At 71.6% G+C, this 19,999-nt stretch carries 20 protein-coding genes; 10 read left to right on the plus strand and 10 right to left on the minus strand.

Features of this window, described 5'->3' with window-relative positions:
- Window positions 1-80 precede the first annotated feature (80 nt).
- The 6 genes from AC07DC_RS07500 to AC07DC_RS07525 all read right to left on the minus strand — a co-directional run bounded on the left by AC07DC_RS07500 (window position 81) and on the right by AC07DC_RS07525 (window position 3,629).
- The gene (locus AC07DC_RS07500; RefSeq protein WP_478912839.1) at window positions 81-494 is read right to left on the minus strand and encodes a rodlin; all 414 of its coding nucleotides are present in this window, start codon (window positions 492-494) and stop codon (window positions 81-83) included.
- Between the two features lie 127 nt (window positions 495-621).
- Window positions 622-960 carry a hypothetical protein gene (locus tag AC07DC_RS07505; RefSeq protein ID WP_478912841.1) on the minus strand — a complete coding sequence of 113 codons (339 nt, stop codon included), beginning with the start codon at window positions 958-960 and terminating at the stop codon, window positions 622-624.
- A gap of 459 nt (window positions 961-1,419) precedes the next feature.
- Window positions 1,420-2,172: a chaplin gene (locus tag AC07DC_RS07510; RefSeq protein WP_478912843.1), complete on the minus strand. Its 753-nt coding sequence runs from the start codon at window positions 2,170-2,172 to the stop codon at window positions 1,420-1,422.
- A gap of 160 nt (window positions 2,173-2,332) precedes the next feature.
- On the minus strand, window positions 2,333-2,566 hold the full coding sequence (locus AC07DC_RS07515) for a chaplin (protein WP_478914053.1): 234 nt from the start codon (window positions 2,564-2,566) through the stop codon (window positions 2,333-2,335).
- A gap of 287 nt (window positions 2,567-2,853) precedes the next feature.
- On the minus strand, window positions 2,854-3,264 hold the full coding sequence (locus tag AC07DC_RS07520; RefSeq protein ID WP_478912845.1) for a rodlin: 411 nt from the start codon (window positions 3,262-3,264) through the stop codon (window positions 2,854-2,856).
- A gap of 125 nt (window positions 3,265-3,389) precedes the next feature.
- On the minus strand, window positions 3,390-3,629 hold the full coding sequence (locus AC07DC_RS07525) for a chaplin (protein ID WP_478912847.1): 240 nt from the start codon (window positions 3,627-3,629) through the stop codon (window positions 3,390-3,392).
- Between the two features lie 614 nt (window positions 3,630-4,243).
- Here AC07DC_RS07525 and AC07DC_RS07530 point away from each other — a divergent pair.
- From AC07DC_RS07530 to AC07DC_RS07565, 8 genes are read left to right on the plus strand one after another with little or no spacing between them, the layout of a single operon-like run.
- Window positions 4,244-5,428 (plus strand): glycosyltransferase family 4 protein, encoded by a 1,185-nt coding sequence (locus tag AC07DC_RS07530; RefSeq protein WP_478912849.1) that lies wholly within the window; start codon window positions 4,244-4,246, stop codon window positions 5,426-5,428.
- Window positions 5,425-6,900 (plus strand): sugar transferase, encoded by a 1,476-nt coding sequence (locus AC07DC_RS07535; RefSeq protein WP_478912851.1) that lies wholly within the window; start codon window positions 5,425-5,427, stop codon window positions 6,898-6,900. Before AC07DC_RS07530 ends, AC07DC_RS07535 begins: the two co-directional genes overlap by 4 nt.
- Window positions 6,897-8,327, plus strand: coding sequence for an O-antigen ligase family protein (locus AC07DC_RS07540; RefSeq protein WP_478914055.1), 1,431 nt, complete (start codon window positions 6,897-6,899; stop codon window positions 8,325-8,327). The genes AC07DC_RS07535 and AC07DC_RS07540 overlap by 4 nt, the downstream gene beginning before the upstream one ends.
- Entirely contained in the window at window positions 8,324-10,036 is a 1,713-nt protein-coding gene (gene murJ, locus AC07DC_RS07545; RefSeq protein WP_478912853.1) for a murein biosynthesis integral membrane protein MurJ, read from the plus strand. The genes AC07DC_RS07540 and murJ overlap by 4 nt, the downstream gene beginning before the upstream one ends.
- Complete coding sequence (locus AC07DC_RS07550) at window positions 10,026-10,934, plus strand: polysaccharide deacetylase family protein (RefSeq protein WP_478912855.1); 909 nt, start codon at window positions 10,026-10,028, stop codon at window positions 10,932-10,934. The genes murJ and AC07DC_RS07550 overlap by 11 nt, the downstream gene beginning before the upstream one ends.
- On the plus strand, window positions 10,931-12,046 hold the full coding sequence (locus AC07DC_RS07555) for a glycosyltransferase (protein ID WP_478912857.1): 1,116 nt from the start codon (window positions 10,931-10,933) through the stop codon (window positions 12,044-12,046). Before AC07DC_RS07550 ends, AC07DC_RS07555 begins: the two co-directional genes overlap by 4 nt.
- A 27-nt stretch (window positions 12,047-12,073) precedes the next feature.
- Window positions 12,074-12,739: a YveK family protein gene (locus AC07DC_RS07560; protein ID WP_478912859.1), complete on the plus strand. Its 666-nt coding sequence runs from the start codon at window positions 12,074-12,076 to the stop codon at window positions 12,737-12,739.
- Window positions 12,739-13,893, plus strand: a complete 1,155-nt coding sequence (locus tag AC07DC_RS07565) for a GNAT family N-acetyltransferase (RefSeq protein ID WP_478912861.1) — start codon at window positions 12,739-12,741, stop codon at window positions 13,891-13,893. The genes AC07DC_RS07560 and AC07DC_RS07565 overlap by 1 nt, the downstream gene beginning before the upstream one ends.
- Window positions 13,894-14,005: 112 nt before the next feature.
- Here AC07DC_RS07565 and AC07DC_RS07570 read toward each other — a convergent pair whose 3' ends face one another.
- The 3 genes from AC07DC_RS07570 to AC07DC_RS07580 all read right to left on the minus strand — a co-directional run bounded on the left by AC07DC_RS07570 (window position 14,006) and on the right by AC07DC_RS07580 (window position 17,540).
- Window positions 14,006-14,776, minus strand: coding sequence for a hypothetical protein (locus AC07DC_RS07570; protein ID WP_478912863.1), 771 nt, complete (start codon window positions 14,774-14,776; stop codon window positions 14,006-14,008).
- 295 nt (window positions 14,777-15,071) lie between these two features.
- On the minus strand, window positions 15,072-15,482 hold the full coding sequence (locus AC07DC_RS07575) for a rodlin (protein ID WP_478912865.1): 411 nt from the start codon (window positions 15,480-15,482) through the stop codon (window positions 15,072-15,074).
- Between the two features lie 150 nt (window positions 15,483-15,632).
- Complete coding sequence (locus AC07DC_RS07580; RefSeq protein WP_478912867.1) at window positions 15,633-17,540, minus strand: glycoside hydrolase family 26 protein; 1,908 nt, start codon at window positions 17,538-17,540, stop codon at window positions 15,633-15,635.
- Between the two features lie 413 nt (window positions 17,541-17,953).
- Here AC07DC_RS07580 and AC07DC_RS07585 point away from each other — a divergent pair, with 413 nt between their 5' ends.
- Both AC07DC_RS07585 and AC07DC_RS07590 read left to right on the plus strand, forming a co-directional pair.
- On the plus strand, window positions 17,954-18,427 hold the full coding sequence (locus tag AC07DC_RS07585; RefSeq protein WP_478912869.1) for a tyrosinase family oxidase copper chaperone: 474 nt from the start codon (window positions 17,954-17,956) through the stop codon (window positions 18,425-18,427).
- Window positions 18,428-18,447: 20 nt separating this feature from the next.
- Entirely contained in the window at window positions 18,448-19,317 is an 870-nt protein-coding gene (locus tag AC07DC_RS07590) for a tyrosinase family protein (RefSeq protein ID WP_478912871.1), read from the plus strand.
- 107 nt (window positions 19,318-19,424) lie between these two features.
- On the opposite strand, the gene AC07DC_RS07595 is transcribed toward AC07DC_RS07590, so the two are convergent.
- On the minus strand, window positions 19,425-19,682 hold the full coding sequence (locus AC07DC_RS07595; protein ID WP_478912873.1) for a chaplin: 258 nt from the start codon (window positions 19,680-19,682) through the stop codon (window positions 19,425-19,427).
- Between the last annotated feature and the right edge of the window lie 317 nt (window positions 19,683-19,999).

Consider the following 19,999-nt stretch of genomic DNA (forward strand, 5'->3'; position numbering starts at 1 on the left):
CACGCGCTGACCACACGCGGTCGGGGGCCGGGTCGCCGGAAGGAGAGGGGCCGGCGACCCGGAGTGGTGCGCGGCTCGGGTCAGCCGTTGTGCGCGCCGTTGCCGGAGAGCACCGGGATCTGGTTCAGGATGTGCGAGGCGGCCTCGTCACCCTTGATCTGGGAGGAGTTCTCGGTGCACTGCTGGTTCTGCGGCGACGCCAGGACGTTGATGTCCTGGGCAGTGATCGGAACCAGGATGCCGACGAGCGAGCCGATGTTGCCCTTGACCGGGACGCCCGCGCAGAGCTTGTTGAGCGAGCCCTGCACGAGGCCCATCTGCGGGCTCATCGTGCCGTCGGTGTGCGTGTTGCCGTAGGACTGCTCCGCCCCGTTGCCGTTGACGGTCTTGGTGCCGCCCTCGTCACCGATCGCCATCGCCTGCGGCGCCGAGGCGGCACCGGCGGCGACAACGGATGCCGCCAGGGCAGCGCCGGCCAGGAACTTCTTGATCATGATCAGTCCTTCGTGTGCGGGGGTGCCCTAGTCGGGGCGAAGAGATCAACCGATGAGAACGGGTTTGGTTCCGGTGCTTCATTCCATTGGCGGAAATTGCCCCGAAGGGTGACGCCGGCCGGTGAAGTCAGCCGCCGAGGGGCAGGCCGCCGAGCAGCTGCGTGGCCTTGGCGGCGCCGGCCAGCGCCGGCGTCAGGTTCTTGGCGGCGTCGGTCGTCTGGCCCAGGAGCGAGTCGGTGGAGGTGTCCGACCGCAGCTTGTCGGTGGTCTGCGAGACCGCGCCCACCACGGGGCCGAGGCTGGCGTCGCCCGCCTTCTGCAGCGGCTGCGCCGCGAAGGCCTGGTCGAGGCCGCCGTTGATGCTGGTCGGCATCACGGGGGTCGCGCTGTCGGCGAACGCCGGCGCGGCGGCACCCATGGCCATCACGGAACCGGCGACGACCACAGCAACCTTGGAGTACTTCACGGTCAACCCTTTCGGTAGCGGCGTCTGCGGCGACCACAGAGGTGGTGGCCGCGTGAGCGACGGATGGCTCACGACGCCGTAGTCCCCCTGGCTAACGACCCTGCCGCACAACAGAAACCATGAGGAAAGATCCTTCTTGGCAATCACTCGAAAGTGAGAACTCATGCAATTCTAGTATCAATTGACGTTCGTTGATTTCCGAACGGAAGAACCGGAAACAGGCGAACGCATTTGAAACAAGCGAAATGACATATTCTCGTTCGCGTGAAGTCGCGGTTCGGCCAGGGGGACCGTGGTGTCCGGCCCCTACTATCGAAGACGCACGAGGAGTCCGCAGATTCCTGCGCACGGTCTGCCCGCGGTGGGCCCCCAGCCGCCGGCGAATTTGCCGTTCGGGCATCTCGCGAATCTCCTGTCGCGAGACACCGGGGCAGGCCGTTTCCCCACCGCGTCAACAGATCAATTCGATCGGACCCGTGCGGCGCGCGTTCGGCGGTAGAGCATTGCGCCACTCAGCAGCAGCCCGGCACTGACGGCCCCGGCCGTACCGAGGTCCTCAGAACCCGTCTGCGCGAGCTGAGCGCGTACCGGTACTGCGGGCCGGATCGCGGCCGCGTGCAACGGCGGCGTGACGTGCTCGACCGGCGGAATGTGCCGCGTCGTCGGCGGGGTGTGGTGAACCGGCGGCGGCAGGTGGCGCGTCGGCGGCGGGGGCGGCGCGTCCGCGCCGCACTCGTCGCCCATGGCCGGGTTCAGCAGGGCCACCACGTCAACGGTGTTGCCGCAGACGTTGACCGGCGCCTGGACCGGGACCCGGACGTTGTTGCCGGAACCCACACCGGGCGAGCCCGAGGTGGTGTTCCCTTCGTGGTGCCGCATGCCGTGGTGGGCACCGTGGTGCTCACCGTGGTGGGCGCTCTCGTGCGCGGGCGTTCCGGCGTGCTGCGCGGGCACCGACGCGTGCCGCTCGTGCGCCGGGGCCGACTCGTTGGCGCAGCCGTTGCCGAACGCCGGGTTCAGCAGCGCCACCACGTTCACCGAGTTGCCGCACAGGTTCACCGGTGCGTCCACCGGGACCTGGATGCTGTCGCCGGACAGCACGCCCGGCGAGTTCGACGTCGTCGAACGGGCCTCCGTATCAGCGTGCGCGTAGCCGCCGGTCACGGCGAGCACTCCGCTCGCGGCGGCGACGGTGATCAGACTCCTGCTCAAGGCCTGTCGCATCGTCTCTCTTCCCTGCCTGGGGTGTTTGGTGGGGTGTTTGGTGAAGCGCGCGGGAAGGTCTCTCGCACGCCGGAACCGTTGCGGCCCCGGAGCACGGGCTAGCGCTCCGGGGCCGCAACGGGTTGCCCTCACGGGCTGGGGACCAACGTCAGTTGTTGGTGCAGGTGTTGCCGAACGCCGGGTTCAGCAGGGCGATGACGTTGACCGTGTTGCCGCACACGTTGACCGGGATGTGGATCGGGACCTGAACGGCGTTGCCGGACAGCACACCCGGGGAGTGCGAGACCTCGGCCTGGGCGCCGGCGTCGGCGAAAGCGGGGGCCGCGCCACCCATGACCATCAGCGTTCCGGCGGCGATTGCGGCAACCTTCGAGTACTTCACGTTGAGCTCCCTTTCCATAGGGGTGTCGATCACAGTCACGACCGTCGTGCTGCCCGGGGGAATTTCTTGCCGCCCGTGACACCGCTACCATCCGGGGTAACGACCGCCGATGGCTGGAGAAACCCTCCATGTTCACCTGCGGTGATCATCCACCCGAATGCCGTAACTTCGGCTTCCATAATTCACGAATTGCCGTGCTGAATACGGATCCAGGTACGAAATTCGGGCACAAAAACGGCCCTGGCCGTCAGTGATCACCGACGGCCAGGGCCTTCAGGCAATGCGGATCAGTTGTTGTGCGCGCCGTTGCCGGACAGGACCGGGATCTGGTCCAGAATGTGCGACAGCGGCTCGTCGCCCTTGATCTGCGAGGAGTTCTCGGTGCACTGCTGGTTCTGCGGCGACGACAGGACGTTGATGTCCTGGACCGTGATCGGCACCACGCCGATGAGCGAACCGACGTTGCCCTTGAGCGGCAGCGCGAGGCACGGCTTGTTCAGGGAACCCTGGACGAGCGCGAACGAGGGGCTCATGTAGCCGCTGGTGTAGGTGTTGCCGTACGACTGCTCGGAACCGTTCCCGTTGGTGGTGCTGGTTCCGCCGGAGTTGCCGATGGCCATCGCGGGCGAGGCCACCGCGGCGGAGACGCCAACGACGGAGACAGCCACCGCAGCCGTGGCGAGGAACTTCTTGATCACGATTAGTCCTTCTTGTGCGAGATTGCCCCGGTACCGGGTCGGACTGATCAACCGCCCATCGCAGGTTTGGTTATGGCCCTTCACCCGAATGGTGACGGCCCCAGTCCGGCCAACGAGCGGTTCGGTCAGCGGTTGACGCAGACGTTGCCGAACACCGGGTTGAGCAGGCCGATCACGGTGACGGAGTTGCCGCACAGGTTGACGGGCACGTGCACCGGAACCTGGATCTGGTTGCCGGAGCCGACACCGGGCGACTCCACAGCGGCACCGTGGGCGCCGGCGTCCGCGAAAGCGATACCGGACGCACCGGCGACAGCGGCACCGGCGAAAGCGGTCAGAACGGTGGCCTTGGCAAAACGCGACATGGAGCGTCCATTTCTACTGGAGAGACAACGCGTCTACGGGAGAGACGACGCGGCGTTGGCCCGGATGGACCAACAGCGTGATCAACGCATCAATAGGCCCGGGGGTATCTCCTCCGGAAGGTGAAATCCCGCGCAGGTGTGCGTGTTACTCGGGACCGGCCGATCGCCGTTGATTCGAGGGCGCGTTCGGGATTCCGGAGCATCTTCGCGAACGCATTCGAGAAATGGCCGATTCGTCAACACGGTGTGATGGTTGATCAGTTGGTCGTAAGAATGTGCTGTCACCCATGGTCAGCGCGTCCCACGTGATTTTCAGCCCGGACTCTGTCACGGTGCATTCCTGTTCGGGTGGTTGACTGTGGAGAGCAACCAGCCATTCCGTGAACGGACGAACAGGAGTTCGTCAATCGATCGGCGGGCGCCGATCGCTGCACCAGGTACCGCCGTTGGCCGGCAGCGGCACTGAGCTCCCATTTCGCGCCGGCGCGCCGGACAAGGATTACCTGCCCGGCAGGCCCCTCGTTGATACCGAGACAGACCGCCGATTTCGCGGACAGGGCACGGCGGCACACACCCCCATTTCTTCATGTCGCGGAGAGAGAGAACAGCGCGCGATGCCGCAACACCAGCAGGAACCCGGCCGGCTGACGGTGCTCCACCTCGTTCAGCCTGTTGACGGCGGTGTCGCCCGCGTCGTCACCGACCTGGTGCGGGCCCAGGTACGTGACGGGATCCGTGCGGTCGTGGCCTGCCCTCCCGGCGGCGGCCTGGCCGGCGACGCGGCCGAGGCGGGCGCCGAGGTGGTGCCCTGGGCGGCCGGCCGCTCGCCCGGCCCCGGACTCGCCGCCGAGACCCTGCGCGCCGGCCGGGTGGTCCGCGAGGTGCGGCCGGATCTGCTGCACGCCCACAGCGCCAAGGCCGGACTGGCCGGCCGGCTGGCGGTACGCGGCCGGGTGCCGACGGTGTTCCAGCCGCACGCCTGGTCCTTCGAGGCGGTCGGCGGGGCGACCGCGTACGCCGCCGTCCGCTGGGAGCGGTGGGCCGCGCGCTGGGCCACCCGGGTTCTCTGCGTCAGCGAGAGCGAGCGGCGAACGGGGGAGCGCGCCGGAATCGACGCCCGCTGGGCGGTCGTCCCCAACGGCGTCGACCTCGACCGCTTCGCTCCCGACGGCGGCCCGTCGGACGCGGCACCCGGACTGCGGGCCTCGCTGCCCGCCCTCTCCGACCTGGGTCCCGCCGACCGCCTGGTGGTCTGCGTGGGCCGGCTGTGTCCGCAGAAGGGCCAGGACCTGCTCCTGCGGGCCTGGCCCGAGGTCACCGCCCGCCTGCCCGACGCGCGGCTGGTCCTGGTGGGCGACGGGCCCGACCGCGACCGGCTGCTCCGGGACGCCCCCGAAGGGGTGCTCTTCGCCGGGGCCACCGGTGACACCGCCCCCTGGTACCGGGCCGCCGACGTGGTCGTCCAGCCGTCCCGGTGGGAGGGGATGGCGCTGGCCCCGCTGGAGGCGATGGCCTGCGGCCGCCCCGTGGTGATGACCGATGTCGACGGCGCCCGGGAGAGCCTGCCACCCGGCCAGGAGCGCTTCTGCCTGGTGCCGCCGGAGGATCCGGCGGCCCTCGCCCAGGCGCTCCTCGGCCTGCTCACCAACCCCGGCGTGTGCGCCACCGCGGCCCGCCGGGCCCTCAACCACGTGCGCACCACCTACGACGTGCGGCGGACGACGGCGTCGGTCGCGGAGCTCTATCGCGACCTGCTCGATCCGTCGCAACCCGAGTGCAGGGAACGCATCACGCGATGACGACGGAGAGCGCAAAGGCGCCCCATCCAGCCCGGAACGTGACGCGGACCACCGCCGCGCCCGCCGGCAGCGCCCCGATCGCACCACCCCGGGGGCCGTCCGACGCCGTATCGCAGCCGGCCCACGCAAGGGTCCCCGTCCGCCACCGGGCGGTCGTCCCGCTCGTCGCCACCGACTGCCTGGCCGCCGCCGGGGTGCTGGCCCTGCGCCCGGGCTCCCCGGTGCTGCTGCTCGGCCCGCTCCTGGTGGTCCTGACGCTCCTGCACACCTACGCCGGGCTGTACCGCACGGGCCTCGACCCGGCGGCGCTCGACGAGTTGCCCGCGCTGCTGGGCTGCTCGGCCCTCGCCTGGTGCGCCTCCGCCACCACCCTCGCCGCCGTCCGCCCCGCGCACTCCCCCGGCTGGCCGGTCCTGCTCACCACGATCGCCGCGACCAGCCTGCTGGCCTGCGCCGCGCGCGCGGTGGTCTACCGGTTCCAGCGCTGGTCGGCGGGGCGCCACCCGCGCTCGACGCTGCTCATCGGGGCCGGTCCCGTCGTCCAGCAGGTGGCCGAAGTGCTGTACGCGCACCCCGAGTACGGCATGCGGCCGGTCGGTGTGGTGCACCCGTACCGGTACAGCACCGCGGCCGCGGACTCGCCGCTGCCCGTGCTCACCTCCGTCGGGGACATCCGCCGGGCGATCATCCAGAACTCCGTGCGCTACGCCGTGTTCGCCGGCACCCCGGCGGGCAATCCGGCGGCCGCGAACCTGGTCCGGCTGCTCGCCGCCCGGGGCTGTTGCCTGTGGCAGGTCACGTCGGGGCCAGGCTCCAGGACCGCGGGCCGGCCCGCGGCCGGCCATCTGTGGGGCTTCGCCTGCGCCCGCCTCGACCCCTACCCGCGCCCCGGCGTCGGTCTGGTGGCCAAGCGGGTCCTGGACGCCGTGCTCGCCTTCCTCGCGCTGCTCCCCGCGGCCCCGATCCTGGCGGTCAGCGCGCTGGCCGTCCGGCTCTCCGACGGCCCCGGGGTGCTCTTCCGGCAGGAGCGCGTCGGCCTGGGCGGACGGCCGTTCACCCTCCTGAAGTTCCGCACCCTGCGGCCGAGCGACGAACGGGAGTCCGCCACCCGGTGGAACGTCTCCCACGACCGGCGGATGAGCGCCGTCGGCCACTTCCTGCGCCGCACCTCGCTGGACGAGCTGCCGCAGCTGTGGAACGTCCTGCGCGGTGACATGAGCCTGGTCGGCCCGCGGCCCGAACGGCCCTACTTCGTCCGCCAGTTCGGGCAGACGTACCCCGGGTACCAGGACCGGCACCGGATGCCCGTCGGCATCACGGGCCTCGCGCAGATCCACGGGTTGCGCGGGGACACCTCCATCGAGGACCGGGCCCGCTTCGACAACCACTACATCGAGAGCTGGTCGCTGTGGCAGGACATCCGCATCCTGTTGCGCACCGCGACGGCGCTCTTCCGGTTCGGGGGGAGCTGACCGTGACCGCCGTCCCGGAGACCGCGCTCCGCCCCGCCCGGCACGCGTCGGCCCGTCCCGCGGCGGGCCGCGCCGGCCACCGATGGGCCTGGCTGGGGCCGCTGCTGCCCGCGGTCGCGACCGTGCTGCTGCTCGCGGCCCCCATCGGCGCGGGCGATGTGAGCGCCTCCGGGAAGATGACGCCCGCCGACGCGGCCTCGGGCGTGCTGGTCGCCTTCTGCGCCGTCCGGGCGCTGCGCGCGCGGACGCGTCCGCTGACCGCGGCCGCCGCGCTCGTCCTGGGCGCGCCCGCCGTAGCGGTCGCGGTGGCCACCGTCACCTCCGGCGATCCGGCCGCCAGCGTCGCCGGATTCGTGCGGTACCTGCAGGTGTTCGTCCTCGTGCCGACCGCGCTGGTGCTCCTGCTGCGCACCCGCCGCGACTTCCTGGTGGTGGCCGGCTCCGTCGTCCTGCTCGCCCTGGTGCAGGGCGCGGTCGGGGTCTACCAGTACGCGACGGGCACCGGTGCCTCGTACGTCGGCGAGAACATCCGCGCCGTCGGCACCTTCGGGCCGTCGGACGTGATGGGCATGGCCACGGTGGTCGCCTATGGGTTGGTGATCGCCGTCGGCGTGGCCCTCGCACCGGCGGCGCCCGGCTCCCCCCGCGGGCTGCGCCCGGCCGCACTGGGGTGCGCCGCCGCGCTCGTGGTCCCGCTGGTGCTCTCCTTCAGCCGCGGCACCTGGATCGCCACCGTGCTGACGTGCTCGGTGATGATCGTGCTGGCCGGCCGGCGGCAGGCGGTACGGATCTTCGCGGTGACGGCCGCCGCAGGCGTGGTGCTGGTCGGCGGCGCCGGGGTGGGCTCCCAGCTGATCAGCGACCGGGTCGCCAGCATCACGCAGGTGACCGACGCACCCGACTCGTCGGTGACCGACCGGTACAGCCTGTGGGCCGCCGCCACCGACATGTGGCGCGAGCGGCCGGCCACCGGCGTCGGCCTCAAGGGCTTCCCCGCCCACCGCGACGGGCATGCCGCGCTGGCCCTGTCGTCCGGCAGCGACACCGCGGGCGCGGGACAGGAGTTCGCGCGCGAACCCCTGTTGTCGCCGCACAACATGTACCTGCTCATCCTCAGCGAGCAGGGGCTGATCGGAGTCACCCTGATCGTCGGCAGCTGGGCGGCCCTGCTGGCGGGCGGCCTGAGCCGGCTCGCCGGTGCCCGCCGCGCGGGCCGCGGCACCGAGTGCGGGCTGATCGCGACCGGGCTGCTCCTCTGGCAGTGCGTCGACTTCCTGTACGCGGACATCGGCGGCCCCTCGACCGTGCTGACCGCCATGCTCTTCGGGCTGGCCGCCGCGTGGGCGCTGCGCCCGGCGGACGGCATGGGCAGTGCGGCCGGCGCGGGCGGCGACGTCGGACGGCGCGGCCCGGGGGCCGCCCGATGACGGACACCACGGCGCCGCCAGAACCCCCCGCGCACCCGGCCCGAACCGGCGTCACCGCTGCCGTCACGGCTGCTGTCCCCGCCGTCGTCCCGGCGCAGGAGCAGCCCCGACCGTCGGGCCTGGGGCGGGTGCTGGCGCGGGCCGCGGCCCTCACCGCCGCGCTCACCGCGCTCGGCTCGCTGCTGGGGCTGATCCGCGACCAGACGATCGCCCACCTCTTCGGCGCGGGGCCCGCCACCGACGCCTTCCTGGTCGCCTGGACGGTGCCGGAACTCTCCTCCACCGTCCTCATCGAGGACGCGATGGCCCTGCTGCTGATCCCGGCGTTCAGCCTGGCCCTGGCCCGGCGTGAGCAGGCAGAAGGGTCGGGACCAGGACCGCGACCGGGTCCCGACCCCGTGCGGGCGCTGCTGGCGGCCACGTTGCCCCGGCTGCTGCTCATCCTGGCCGCGGCGATGGTGCTGCTCGAACTGGGCGCGCCCGTGCTGGTCGGGATCCTCGCGCCCGGCCTGAAGGACCCCGCCCTCGCGGTCGACTGCACCCGGCTGACCGCCGCCACCGTCCTCACGTTCGGCGTCACCGGCTACTTCAGCGCCGCGCTGCGCGCCCACCGCCGGTTCGTCCCGCCGGCGGCCATCTACGTCGTCTACAACGTCGGCATCATCGCCACCCTGCTGCTGCTCCACGCCCGCTGGGGGGTGCGCGCCGCCGCCGCGGGTGTCGCGGTCGGCGGCCTGCTGATGGTGCTCGTCCAACTCCGGTCGTGTCTCCGGCGGCTGCCGCCGCGCGGCACGCGGCCACGTCGCTCCGTGCGGGCCGCCGCGCGGGCCGCCGGAAGTGCGGGTCCCGCGCCCCTCGGGGTCGCGCTGCTGGCGCCCGTCATCATCTTCAGCCTCTGCCGCCAGGCGCAGGTGCTGATCGAACGGTTCCTCGCCGCCTCGCTCCCCGCGGGCGCCATCTCGCATCTGAACTACGCGCAGAAGGTCGCCCAACTGCCGATGGTGCTCTCGTTGATGATCGTCACGGTCACCTTCCCGGTCGTCGCGCAGGCGCTGGCCAACGGCGAACAGGACCGGGCCAGGCGCCGGGTGGAACGCGATCTGACACTGGCCGGCATCGTGGTGCTGCTGGGCACCGCCTTCGTCATCGCCTGCGCGCCGCAGATCGTCCAACTCCTGTTCCAGCGCGGCGCATTCGACGCGGCGGACACCGCCGCGACCGCGTCCGTGATGCGGGTCTACGCACTGGGCCTGCTCGGCCAGAGCATGGTGGGAGCCCTCGTCCGGCCGTTCTTCTCGGCCGCCCGGCCCACCTGGTACCCGGCCGCCGCCATGGGCGCAGGACTGCTGATCACCATCACCGCAGGAGCCGTCACCGTCGGGCACTGGGGCATCTACGGCATCGCCGGCGCCAACGCCGCAGGCATCACGGCCACCGCCGTGCTACTGCTGCGCGGCCTCGGCGCCCAGGTGATCGCCATCAGGACCCGCACGGTCGCGGCGGGTCTCGGCCGGCTCGTCGTGGCCGCCGCGGCCGCCACCGGGGCCGGCTGGGCGACCGCGCGCCTGCTGCCGGGACCGCTCGTGTCCACCGCCGTCTGCTGTCTCGTGGTGCCCGCCATTTTCACCGCGGCCGCCGCCGCCGTACGGGTGCCGGAAGTCCCGCACCTGCTCGCCACCGTGAAACGGAAGCTGCCCCATGTCCGCTGATATCGCACCTGCCCCCGTACCCCCGCACCGTCCCGCCGGACGCGACCAACTCTCCAGACGAGGCCGACGGACCGCGCCGTGGGTCCTGATGTACCACTCCGTCGGGGAGTGCGCCGACGATCCGTACCAGGTCACGGTCACCCCCGACCGGCTGGAGCAGCAACTGCGCTGGCTGAACCGGCGCGGTCTGGCCGGGGTGGGCATGGCGGAGCTGCTGCGCGCCCGCGCGGACGGGCGCGGGAACCGCATGGTCGGGCTGACCTTCGACGACGGCTACACCGACTTCGTGGAGCACGCGGTACCGCTGCTGCGCCGGTACGGGCACTCCGCCACGGTCTTCGTCCTGCCCGGCAGGCTCGGCGGCGGCAACGACTGGGACGAACTGGGGCCGCGCAAACCGCTGCTGACCGAGGAGGGCATCCGTGACGCGGCCGCCGCCGGCATGGAGATCGGCTCCCACGGCCTCGTCCATCAGAACCTGACGGCCACCGCCGACGACGTGCTGGCCGAGGAGGTACGCGGCAGCCGCGACCTGCTCCAGGAGATCACCGGGAAGGCCCCCGAAGGCTTCTGCTACCCGTACGGCACGGTGGACGCCCGCGTCGTCAACTCCGTACGCGCCGCCGGATACACCTACGCCTGCGCCGTCGGAGCCGGACCGCTGATCGGGACGCACGCGCTGCCCCGCGCCTACGTCGGTGAGCGGGACACCGCCCTGCGCCTTCACCTCAAGCGCCTGCAGCACCTGCTGCGCCGCCACCCGCTGCCCGTCGAAGCCCGCTACGCCGCGCTGCCGTACGCCCGCGACGCCGCCGGCACCCGGGAGTCCGCGGACGTCCGCGCCACCGAGGGTGCGCCGGTCCCCCCAGAACCCCGGGTCGAGCAGGACGGCCGATGAAGGTCCTGCACATCATCACCGGGCTCGGCATCGGCGGGGCCGAGCAGCAGTTGCGCCTGCTGCTGCGGCATCTGCCGCTGTCCTGCGAGGTCATCACCCTCACCCATCCGGGCCCGGTCGCCGAGGGCATCCGCGCCGACGGCACGCCCGTCACCCACCTGGGAATGACCGGGAACCGGGACCTCACCGCGCTGCCCCGGCTCACCCGGCTGATCCGCGCCGGCCGCTACGACGTCGTGCACACGCATCTCTACCGTGCCTGCGTCTACGGGCGGATCGCCGCCCGGCTGGCCGGGGTGCGCACCGTGGTCGCCACCGAGCACTCCCTCGGGGAGAGCACGATCGAGGGCCGCCCCCTCACCCGCGGCACCCGCGCCCTGTACCGGGGCACCGAGCGGCTGGGCAGCGCGACCGTCGCGGTCTCGGACACCGTCGCGGAACGGCTCCGCGCCTGGGGCATCCCCGGCCCGCGGATCCACACGGTGCCCAACGGCATCGACGCCGGAGCGTTTTGCTTCGACGCCGAGGTCCGGGCGGCCACCAGGACCCGACTCGGACTTCCGCAGGACGCCTTCGTGGTGGGCGGCGTCGGCCGGCTGGTGTCCGGCAAACGCTTCGACCTCCTGGTGCGCGCGATCGCCGGCCGCCCCGGCGCCCATCTGCTGCTGGCCGGCGCGGGCCCCGAGCACGACGCCCTGCTGAACCTGGCCGCCGGGCTCGGCGCGGCCGACCGGATCCACCTGCTGGGCGAAACCGGCGGTGGTGACGACCCCGGCACGGCGCCGGCCCTCCCCGCGCTGCTCTGTGCCGTCGACCTGTTCGTCTCCGCCTCGCGCGAGGAGACCTTCGGGCTCGCCGTCCTGGAGGCCCTCGCGGCCGGGCTGCCCGTCCTGTACGTCACCTGCCCGGCCATCGACGACCTGCCCGCCGCGCACGCGCCCGGCGCACGGCGAATCGGCGCCGGTACCGAGGCGCTCGGCGCCGCCCTGCGGCAGCACCAGGAGGCCGGACCGCACCGCCTTCCGGTGCCGTCCGCCGTCGGGCACTACGACATCGCCGGCACCGCCGGCCGCCTGGCCGCCCTGTACGCACTCGCCGCCGCCCGGCCCTGACCCAGAGCCCACAGAAAGAGCGATCCCATGGACGAGACCCGAACCCACGCCCCCAGCGCGCCGACCCGGCTGCGGGACGCGTCGCGGCGGCTGCCGCGCTGGTGGCCGCTGCCGCTCTGCATCGGCCTCGGGCTGGCCGGCGGCCTGGGCTACGGCCTGGTCACCCCGCCGCAGTACTCCGCGACCAGCTACGTCATCGTCGTGCCGGAGCAGCACTCCGACCCGGCCACCGCGCTGGGCTTCGCGCAGGCCTACGGGCGCGTCATCACCGGTTCCACGGTCCTGGCCGACGCGCAGGAGGACGCGGGTGTGCCCCTCGCCGACCTGCGCCGCAACGTGCAGGTGGCCACCTCGCCCGACGCCCCGATGATCGCCATCACCGGTACCGGCTCCCGGGCCCGCAACGCCTCGGACATCGCCAACGCCGTGGCGAACGCGCTGACGGGCACCGGCAACCGGAACGCCGCCAACACCGGGGTGCGGCTGCTGATGTTCTCCCCGGCCGCCGTGCCCGCGTCGCCCGCCTCGCCCTCGACGGCGCTGTCCGGTGCCGTCGGCGGCAGCGCCGGCGGGCTGGTCGGCGCGCTGGTGCTGCTGGTCCGCCCCGGCAACCGCGGCCGCCGGGCGGCCGGCCACGCGGTCGTTCCCGCCCCGGCCCAGGAAATCCACCCGCCGGTCAAGGAAATGGCCTGATGACCGGGGGCGACACCACCGCGTTCCGCTCGGTGACGATGTGCCGCGACCCGCGGCACTTCGCCGACCTGCGCGAGGAATGGGGGCGACTGCACCGGCACTGCAGGACCGCCACCCCGTTCCAGAGCCACTCCTGGCTGCACTCCTGGTGGACGTCGTACGGGCGGCCGCGCCGGTTGCGGGTCCTGCTCGTCCGGCAGGACGGCGTACTCATCGGCGCCGCCCCGCTGATGCTGGCCCACCGGCCGTTGCCCGTCCTGGTGCCGCTGGGCGGCAGCATCACCGACTTCTCCGACGTGCTGCTCGACGACAACGTCACCGACGACGCCGCCACCGCGATGGCCGCCGGGCTGCGCCGCGCGGCCCGCGGCGCGCTGATCGACCTGCGCGAGGTCCGGCCGGGCGCCGCGGCCGAACGGCTCTACGACTGCTGGCAGGGACCGAAGCGGCGGCTGGCGGACTCCGTCTGCATGGAGCTGCCCGGAGTTCCGCTGGCCGAGCTGATCACCCGGATGTCCACCTCCCGCGGCCAGCGCACGCGGGCCTACGTGCGCAAGCTCGACGCCCTGGGCATCGAGGAGCACGTCGTTCCCGAGCACGAGGTGCCCACGGCCGTCGAGAACCTGCTCCGCCTCCACATCCTGCAGTGGGAGGGGCGCGGGGTGACCCCGGAGCACGTCAGGCCGCGCTTCGCCGACCACCTCAAACGGGCCGGCCGGCACATGGTCGCCGGCGGCGACGCCGTCCTCACCGAATACCGGCTGGACGGCGAGGTGCTGGCGGCCGACCTCAAGGTGCTCTCGCCGCAGCTGGTCGGCGGCTACCTCTTCGGCGCCGACCCCCGGCTGCGCGCCACCAAGGCCGATCTCACCACCATGCTGATCAGGAACGGAGCCGGTCACGCGACCGCTTCCGGCGGCGGCGGAGCGCTGAGCCTGCTGCGCGGCAACGAACCGAACAAGCTCCCGTGGTGCCCCGACCTCGTCAGCAACCAGCGGCTACTGATGACGTCACCGCTGCACGCGCCCGTCCTCGAACTCCAGGTGGCGCGGGCCGCGCTCCGGGACCGGGCGGCCGGGTTGGTGCGCCGCTACCTGCCGGTGGTGCGTACCTGGCGGTCGCGGCTGAACAACTGGCGGGCGAAGCAGGTCTGAGACGTCCTGCCCGGCGGGCATCCCTGCGGGCACTCCCGCGGCACCGGCAAAGACCACGACCTGCGGCGCGCGTCCATCCGCGCGCCGCAGGTCGTCGGGGGTCCTGAAGGTGTCAGCCGGTCGCACCCTTGAGGGGAAGCGGCGGGAGCGGGACCGGGAGGGTCGGAAGCGCCGGGAGGGTCGGCAGGCCGGGCAGGTCCGGCACGGGCAGCGCACCGCCGAGGACCGTGGAGACCAGGAAGTTGACCAGGCCGGTCACGGTCGCGAGCGCGCTGGTCAGGACACCCGCCACGTCACCCGACGTGGCCGCCTTCAGCAGGCTGTCGACGGCCTTCTGCAGACCGGCCAGCGCGTCGCCCGCGAGGTCCTTGGCACGCGGTGCCGAGGTGTGCGCGGCACTGACGCCGTGCGTCGACACGCCGGGCAGGGCCGGTACCGCGGGCGCCGCGGGCACGGCGGGTACCGCGGGCGCTGCCGGGACGGCCGGGACTGCCGGGGCTGCCGGTGCCGCCGGGACGGCCGGCGCGGCCGGTGCGGCAGGTACGGCCGCCGGCGCCGCGGGGACCTTGGCCGCGGCGTCGATCGCGGCCTTGACCGCGTCGGCGTGCTTCGTGGCTTCTTCCGGCGTCAGCTTGTTGCCGGGGGCCGCGAGCACGGCCTTGACCGCGTCCGTCACCGGCGTCAGCACAGCGCCGACGTTGCCGAGGGAGGTGACTTGGGCGAGGAGGGCCGCGGGATCAGGTGCCGCCGGGGCGGTGCGACCGGCGAAGGTGCCGGTGGGAGCGACGTCGGGGGAGGCGAATGCCGTTCCGGCAGTGCCGAATGCGAGTGCGCCGACGAGGGCGGTGGAGACGATCACGCCGGTCGTCCGGTGGGTGCGCATGACGATGATTTCCCTTCGCTGAACAGACGGGGGTACTCGTCAACCGTCGAAAGCGAACGGTGAGGCCGCAACCTGTCAACTATCGGCACCGGCGTGTCGCACTGTCCGGTTCGGTCGGGGCCGACGGCGAACAGCCCCTGAGCGCAGCGCATTCGACGCCTGCGCCCGCCAGGAAGGGATTGGCGGCTACAGGGTGAGCCAACCGGGTGCCCGGGAAAGGCGAAGACGTCCCGAAAACATGACAGTGGCCGCGTACCGGGTACGCGGCCACCGTCAGGCGATGAGAAGTCGGCTGTCAGTTGTTGCCGACGCCGTTGCCGGAGAGCACCGGGATCTGGCTGAGGATGTGCGAGAGCGGCTCGTCACCCTTGATCTGGGAGGAGTTCTCGGTGCACTGCTGGTTCTGCGGCGACGACAGGACGTTGATGTCCTGGGCGGTGATCGGCACGAAGCCGATGAGCGAACCGACGTTGACCTTGACGGGCAGACCGATGCACGGCTTGTTGACCGAGCCCTGGACCAGGCCCACCTGGGGGCTCATCTGGCCGTCGGTGTGGGTGTTGCCGTAGCTCTGCTCGGAGCCGTTGCCGTTCGTCGTGGAGGTTGCGCCGTCGTTACCGATGGCCAGCGCCTGCGGGGCAGCCATGGCGGAGAGACCGACGATGGAGACGGCAACTGCTGCACTGGCCATGAACTTCTTAAGCACGGTTCGCCCTTCTTGAAACTATGTTCCTGTCACTGAAGCGAACTGATCAACTGCCCATCTCCGGTTTGGTTCCGCGATGTCACTCCACTGGCCCAACCGGTCACCCATGCGGACGCCCGGCGGCTTGCCGCCGGGCGAATCGCGTGCCGGTCAGCTCTTCTTCGGGGTCTGCCATTCGACGCGGAAGCACAGCTTTCCGGTGCCGAACTGGCGCTTGAACTCATCTCCCATGTCGAGCGGCAGGCAGACCTCGGCGGGCGCCACGGGTGAACTGAGGGTCGGAGCGGGCTTGAAGAGCCCGACCGGCACCGCGGTGCACACAGGCCCGGCCGCCGTGGCGATCGGCGACGGCGTCACGGACGACGGCGACGGTGACGGCGGAAGCGGGGCGGGCGACAGGCTGGGGGCGGGGCTGAAGGCGGGCTCCGCTGTCGGCGTGCAGGGCGCACCGATCGGGAGAGTCACCGGCACCGGCACCATGACGGTCGGGGCGATGGCAGGCGCCGGGGCCGTACCCGGCTCGGTACCCGGAGTCGGCAGGGGACTGAGGGTCGGGGCGGGGCTCAGACCGGGCACCGGGCTCAGACCGGGGGCGGGCGCCGGGGCGACCACCGGAACGACCGCGGCGGGCAGCGGAGTGGCAGCCGGGACCGGATCGACGGTCGGGGTGGCCGCCGGCGTGTCCACCGGCGCGGGCGTGACCACCGGCGCCGTCACGTCGGAAGGAACCGGCGCGGCAGCGGACGGGGTCTCCGTCGGCGTCTCCGTCGAGGTCGCCGGCGGCGGCGTCACGGTCGGTTTCGGCGGCGCGACGTCGCCCGGCGCAGGGGTCACGGTCGCGGTCGGGTCCGGGGACTCCGTCGGGGTGGTGCTGTCCGTCGGCGTCCCGCTCGGCGTGACCGTGGGCGTCGGCGTCACGCTCGGTGTGGTCGTGGGCGTGGACGTCACGCTCGGTGTCGGTACGGGCGTCGGCGTCGGCGTCGGCGTCGGTTCGATGCGGGCGAAGTTCAACGAGCGGAAGACCTTGGACGACTTGGGGTTGTCCGTGCACTGCCACACACCGTGCGGGCAGTAGTCCGTGAGCGTCTGGTAGACCGGCCGGTGATCGGTGATCCACTGCAGCATCATCCGCATGTAGTCCGGATTGTCGCCGTTCCGGAAGAGTCCCCACTCCGGGTAGGAGACCCGCTTGCCGTGCTGGGCGGCGAAGTCCACCTGCGTCTGGAGGCCGAACGGCTCCTCGACCTGGTCGTAGAAGGAGTCGCCCGGCGGCTGGTCGTAGGAGTCCATGCCGATGATGTCCACGACGGAGTCGCCCGGGTAGCACGACGTCCAGCCGATGGCGTCCTGGCCGCGGTTGGGGGTGAAGTCGAACCGGAACTTCTGGCCGGGCACGGCCCGCATGGCCGTCACGATGCGGTTCCAGTACGTCTTCCAGGACTCCGGATCCGGCCCGCAGCGGTGGGTGTACGTGGTGCCGTTCATCTCCCAGCCCAGCACGACAACGGTGTCGGGCACACCCAGCGCCACCAGCCGGCGCGCCAGCTCGGTGAAGTGGCTGTCGAAGCGGCCCGCCGCGCCGGAGCGCAGCAGCGACCGCACCTGGTCGTCGGAGACGTGCCGCTCGTTGCGCTCCTGCATCGGCACGTTGAGGACGAAGAGCCGGTCCGGCTCCGCCTTCTTCCACTTGGCCCACGGCTGCAGCAGCTCGGGCTCGCCCTCGATGTTGTCCCAGTTGTCACCGGGGAGGTAGGTGTGCCCCACCGTGAGATGGGTGCCGCCCAGCCACTGCTGCAGATCGGCGATCCGCTGCACACCGTCGGCTCCGGAGGAGGTGAACGCCCCCATCGGCGTGTACCCGGTGGTCGACGCGGGGGGCGCACTTCCGGCCGATCCGGGCCCCGGCGGTCCGGGGGCCGGTGACGGCGGTGCCGGATCGGAGGTGTCCGCCGCGCTGCGCATGTCGTCGACGGCGGTGTGGGTCATCCCGAGCATGAGCAGACCGGCGGTGACCGCTCCGACACACGCACCAGTCAGCCTCTGGCGTCGGTGGGCCATAATTGCTCCTCCTGCGACGTTACCGGCGCGGAGCACTTTCTCCGGACGGTAATTCAGAAAGTAGGAGCAGCCGGACGACCGGGCCTCTTCTGATAGTCCATTAGGAAACGTGCGCCGGTCAGAACCGTCCGGGAATCCGTCGGAGCGTCAGATCGGGTGAATATCCAACTCCAGGTTGACTTCCGCCGACGGCTACCGAATCTTCGTTCGTCACGGGTCGGAGGCAAACGCCACCCGCACGAATGGAGTTCTGTACTCCGGCTGCCGGGATGAGCGAGCGCCTCACGCCGGGAGCAGGATGATGGTGCATAGCTGACGGACAGTCGGCGCCGCCCATCCGGGCGGAATGCGGCGCTATACCGCCGCTCCTCACACGGTCCGGCCGTCTCGGCCGATATCGAGGAGAGCTGAGCATGAGCGAAGCCAGAGAAAAGGGCGGCAGCAAAGCGTCGCCATCCGCCCACACCCGCCGTCGGGTGCTGCGGGCGGCGTTCACCGCCGCCGTCGCGGTCACGGGCACGACCGCGGCGCTGCACCCGATCATCACGGCCGGGACGTCGCAGGCCGGGAAGCCCGAATCCGGCAGGGGCAGCGGCCCGGCGGGGCCGGGCCCGGATCCGGCCGCCGGGGCCTTCGACGAGATATATCGGGGCCGCCGTATCCAGGGTGTGCCCACCGGCACGGCCGACCGCGCCGCCGAGGGCTCTCCTGTCGTCATTCTCATCGACGGCCGGCTCCTGCACGTCATGCGGCGCGCGGACGGCAGCTATCTGAGTGTGGCCAACCACTACCAGCCGTACGCCACCCCGCTCGACGCCGCCCGCGGCGCGGTCGACGTGATCGGCGGAGCCAAGCTGTCGCTCGCCGGCGGCAGCTTCCACCACTGACCGCAGAAGGGCCGACAACGGTGTACACCCGCCAGAACCAGAAGAACATGACGAGCGCCCAGCGGGCGAGGTTCGTCCGCGCGGTCCTGAAACTCAAGAGCAACGGCGTCTACGACGAATTCGTCCGCATACACGGTCAGTACTACGTCTCCGACGGGGACACCGGGCTGCGGGTCGGGCACATGACGCCCTCGTTCTTCCCCTGGCACCGCAGGCTCATCCTGGAGTTCGAACGCAAGCTGCAGTCCGTGGACCCGAGCGTCACCCTGCCCTACTGGGACTGGACGCGGGACAACTCGCCGTCCTCGTCGATCTGGGCGTCGAACTTCCTGGGCGGCGACGGACGCAGGTCGGACGGCCAGGTCATGACCGGCCCCTTCGCCTACATCAACGGCGACTGGCCGATCACCGTCGGCGTCACGGACGAGGAGTATCTGACGCGGCAGTTCGGCCGCCCGGACCGACCGATCCGGCTGCCCACGAAGGCGGAGCTCGACAAGGCGACCGAGGACCCGGTCTACGACACCGCCCCCTGGAACTCCACCGCCACCACCCGCGGGTTCCGCAACAAGATCGAAGGGTGGACGGTCAGCGAGAAGCAGGGCGGGTTCCTGCACAATCGGGTCCACCAGTGGGTCGGCGGCCATATGACGGGCGCCACCTCGCCCAACGACCCGGTCTTCTGGCTGCACCACGCCTTCATCGACCTCGTGTGGCTGCGCTGGCAGCGCAAGCACCCGAAGTCGGGCTACCTGCCGGCCAAGCCGCTGGCCGGCTCCGACGCGCAGCACGGCCGCGTCATCAGCCTCACCGAGCCCATGCCGCCGTGGAACGTGAAGCCGTCCTCGGTCATGAACCTGCAGAACATCTACCGGTACGAGGAGAACTGATCCGCACCGGAATCGAACGGTGAACGTACGAGTGCGGCCTCCCGCGAGGACATCGCGGGAGGCCGCACCAGTGAGATGGGGGGTGTTCCCCAGCTGAAGCGCCGGGACTACCAGCCGTCGTGGCCCGAGACGTTCTCGCAGTGGTTGCCGAACGCCGGGTTCAGGAGACCGATCACGTTGACGGAGTTACCGCAGACGTTGACGGGCACGTGAACGGGGACCTGGACCAGGTTGCCGGACAGAACGCCGGGGGAACCGACCGCAGCACCCTGGGCACCGGCGTCGGCGGCAGCCATGCCGGCGCCCGCTGCCAGAACGGCACCGGCCGCGGCGGTGATGGCGGCTGCCTTGGCAATACGCGACATCGAAATCTCCTTGATGATGAAACCCAACCGCAGGACCTGCGGCAATTGACGCCCTGCGCAACGCGTATGTAAGCGCATAGTCACGCAGGTTGAGCCGAACTGATGAACGTCACCGCCGGTGATGGCGGCCCTGACACCGAGGGCTCCGGAGCTTGGACGCTCCGGAGCCCTCGCGCGGGGGTGATGCTGCCTGTTCAACGACGATGGGCCCGGCGGGACACGGGCGGCGGTGGTGCACCGCGGTGGTTCTACGGACATACCCTCGTATCGCATGTGCGATCGACAAGACCTCGTTCGGTGGGTTTAGTGGCCCGGAC

This window comes from Streptomyces sp. NPDC045021, from assembly GCF_056432645.1.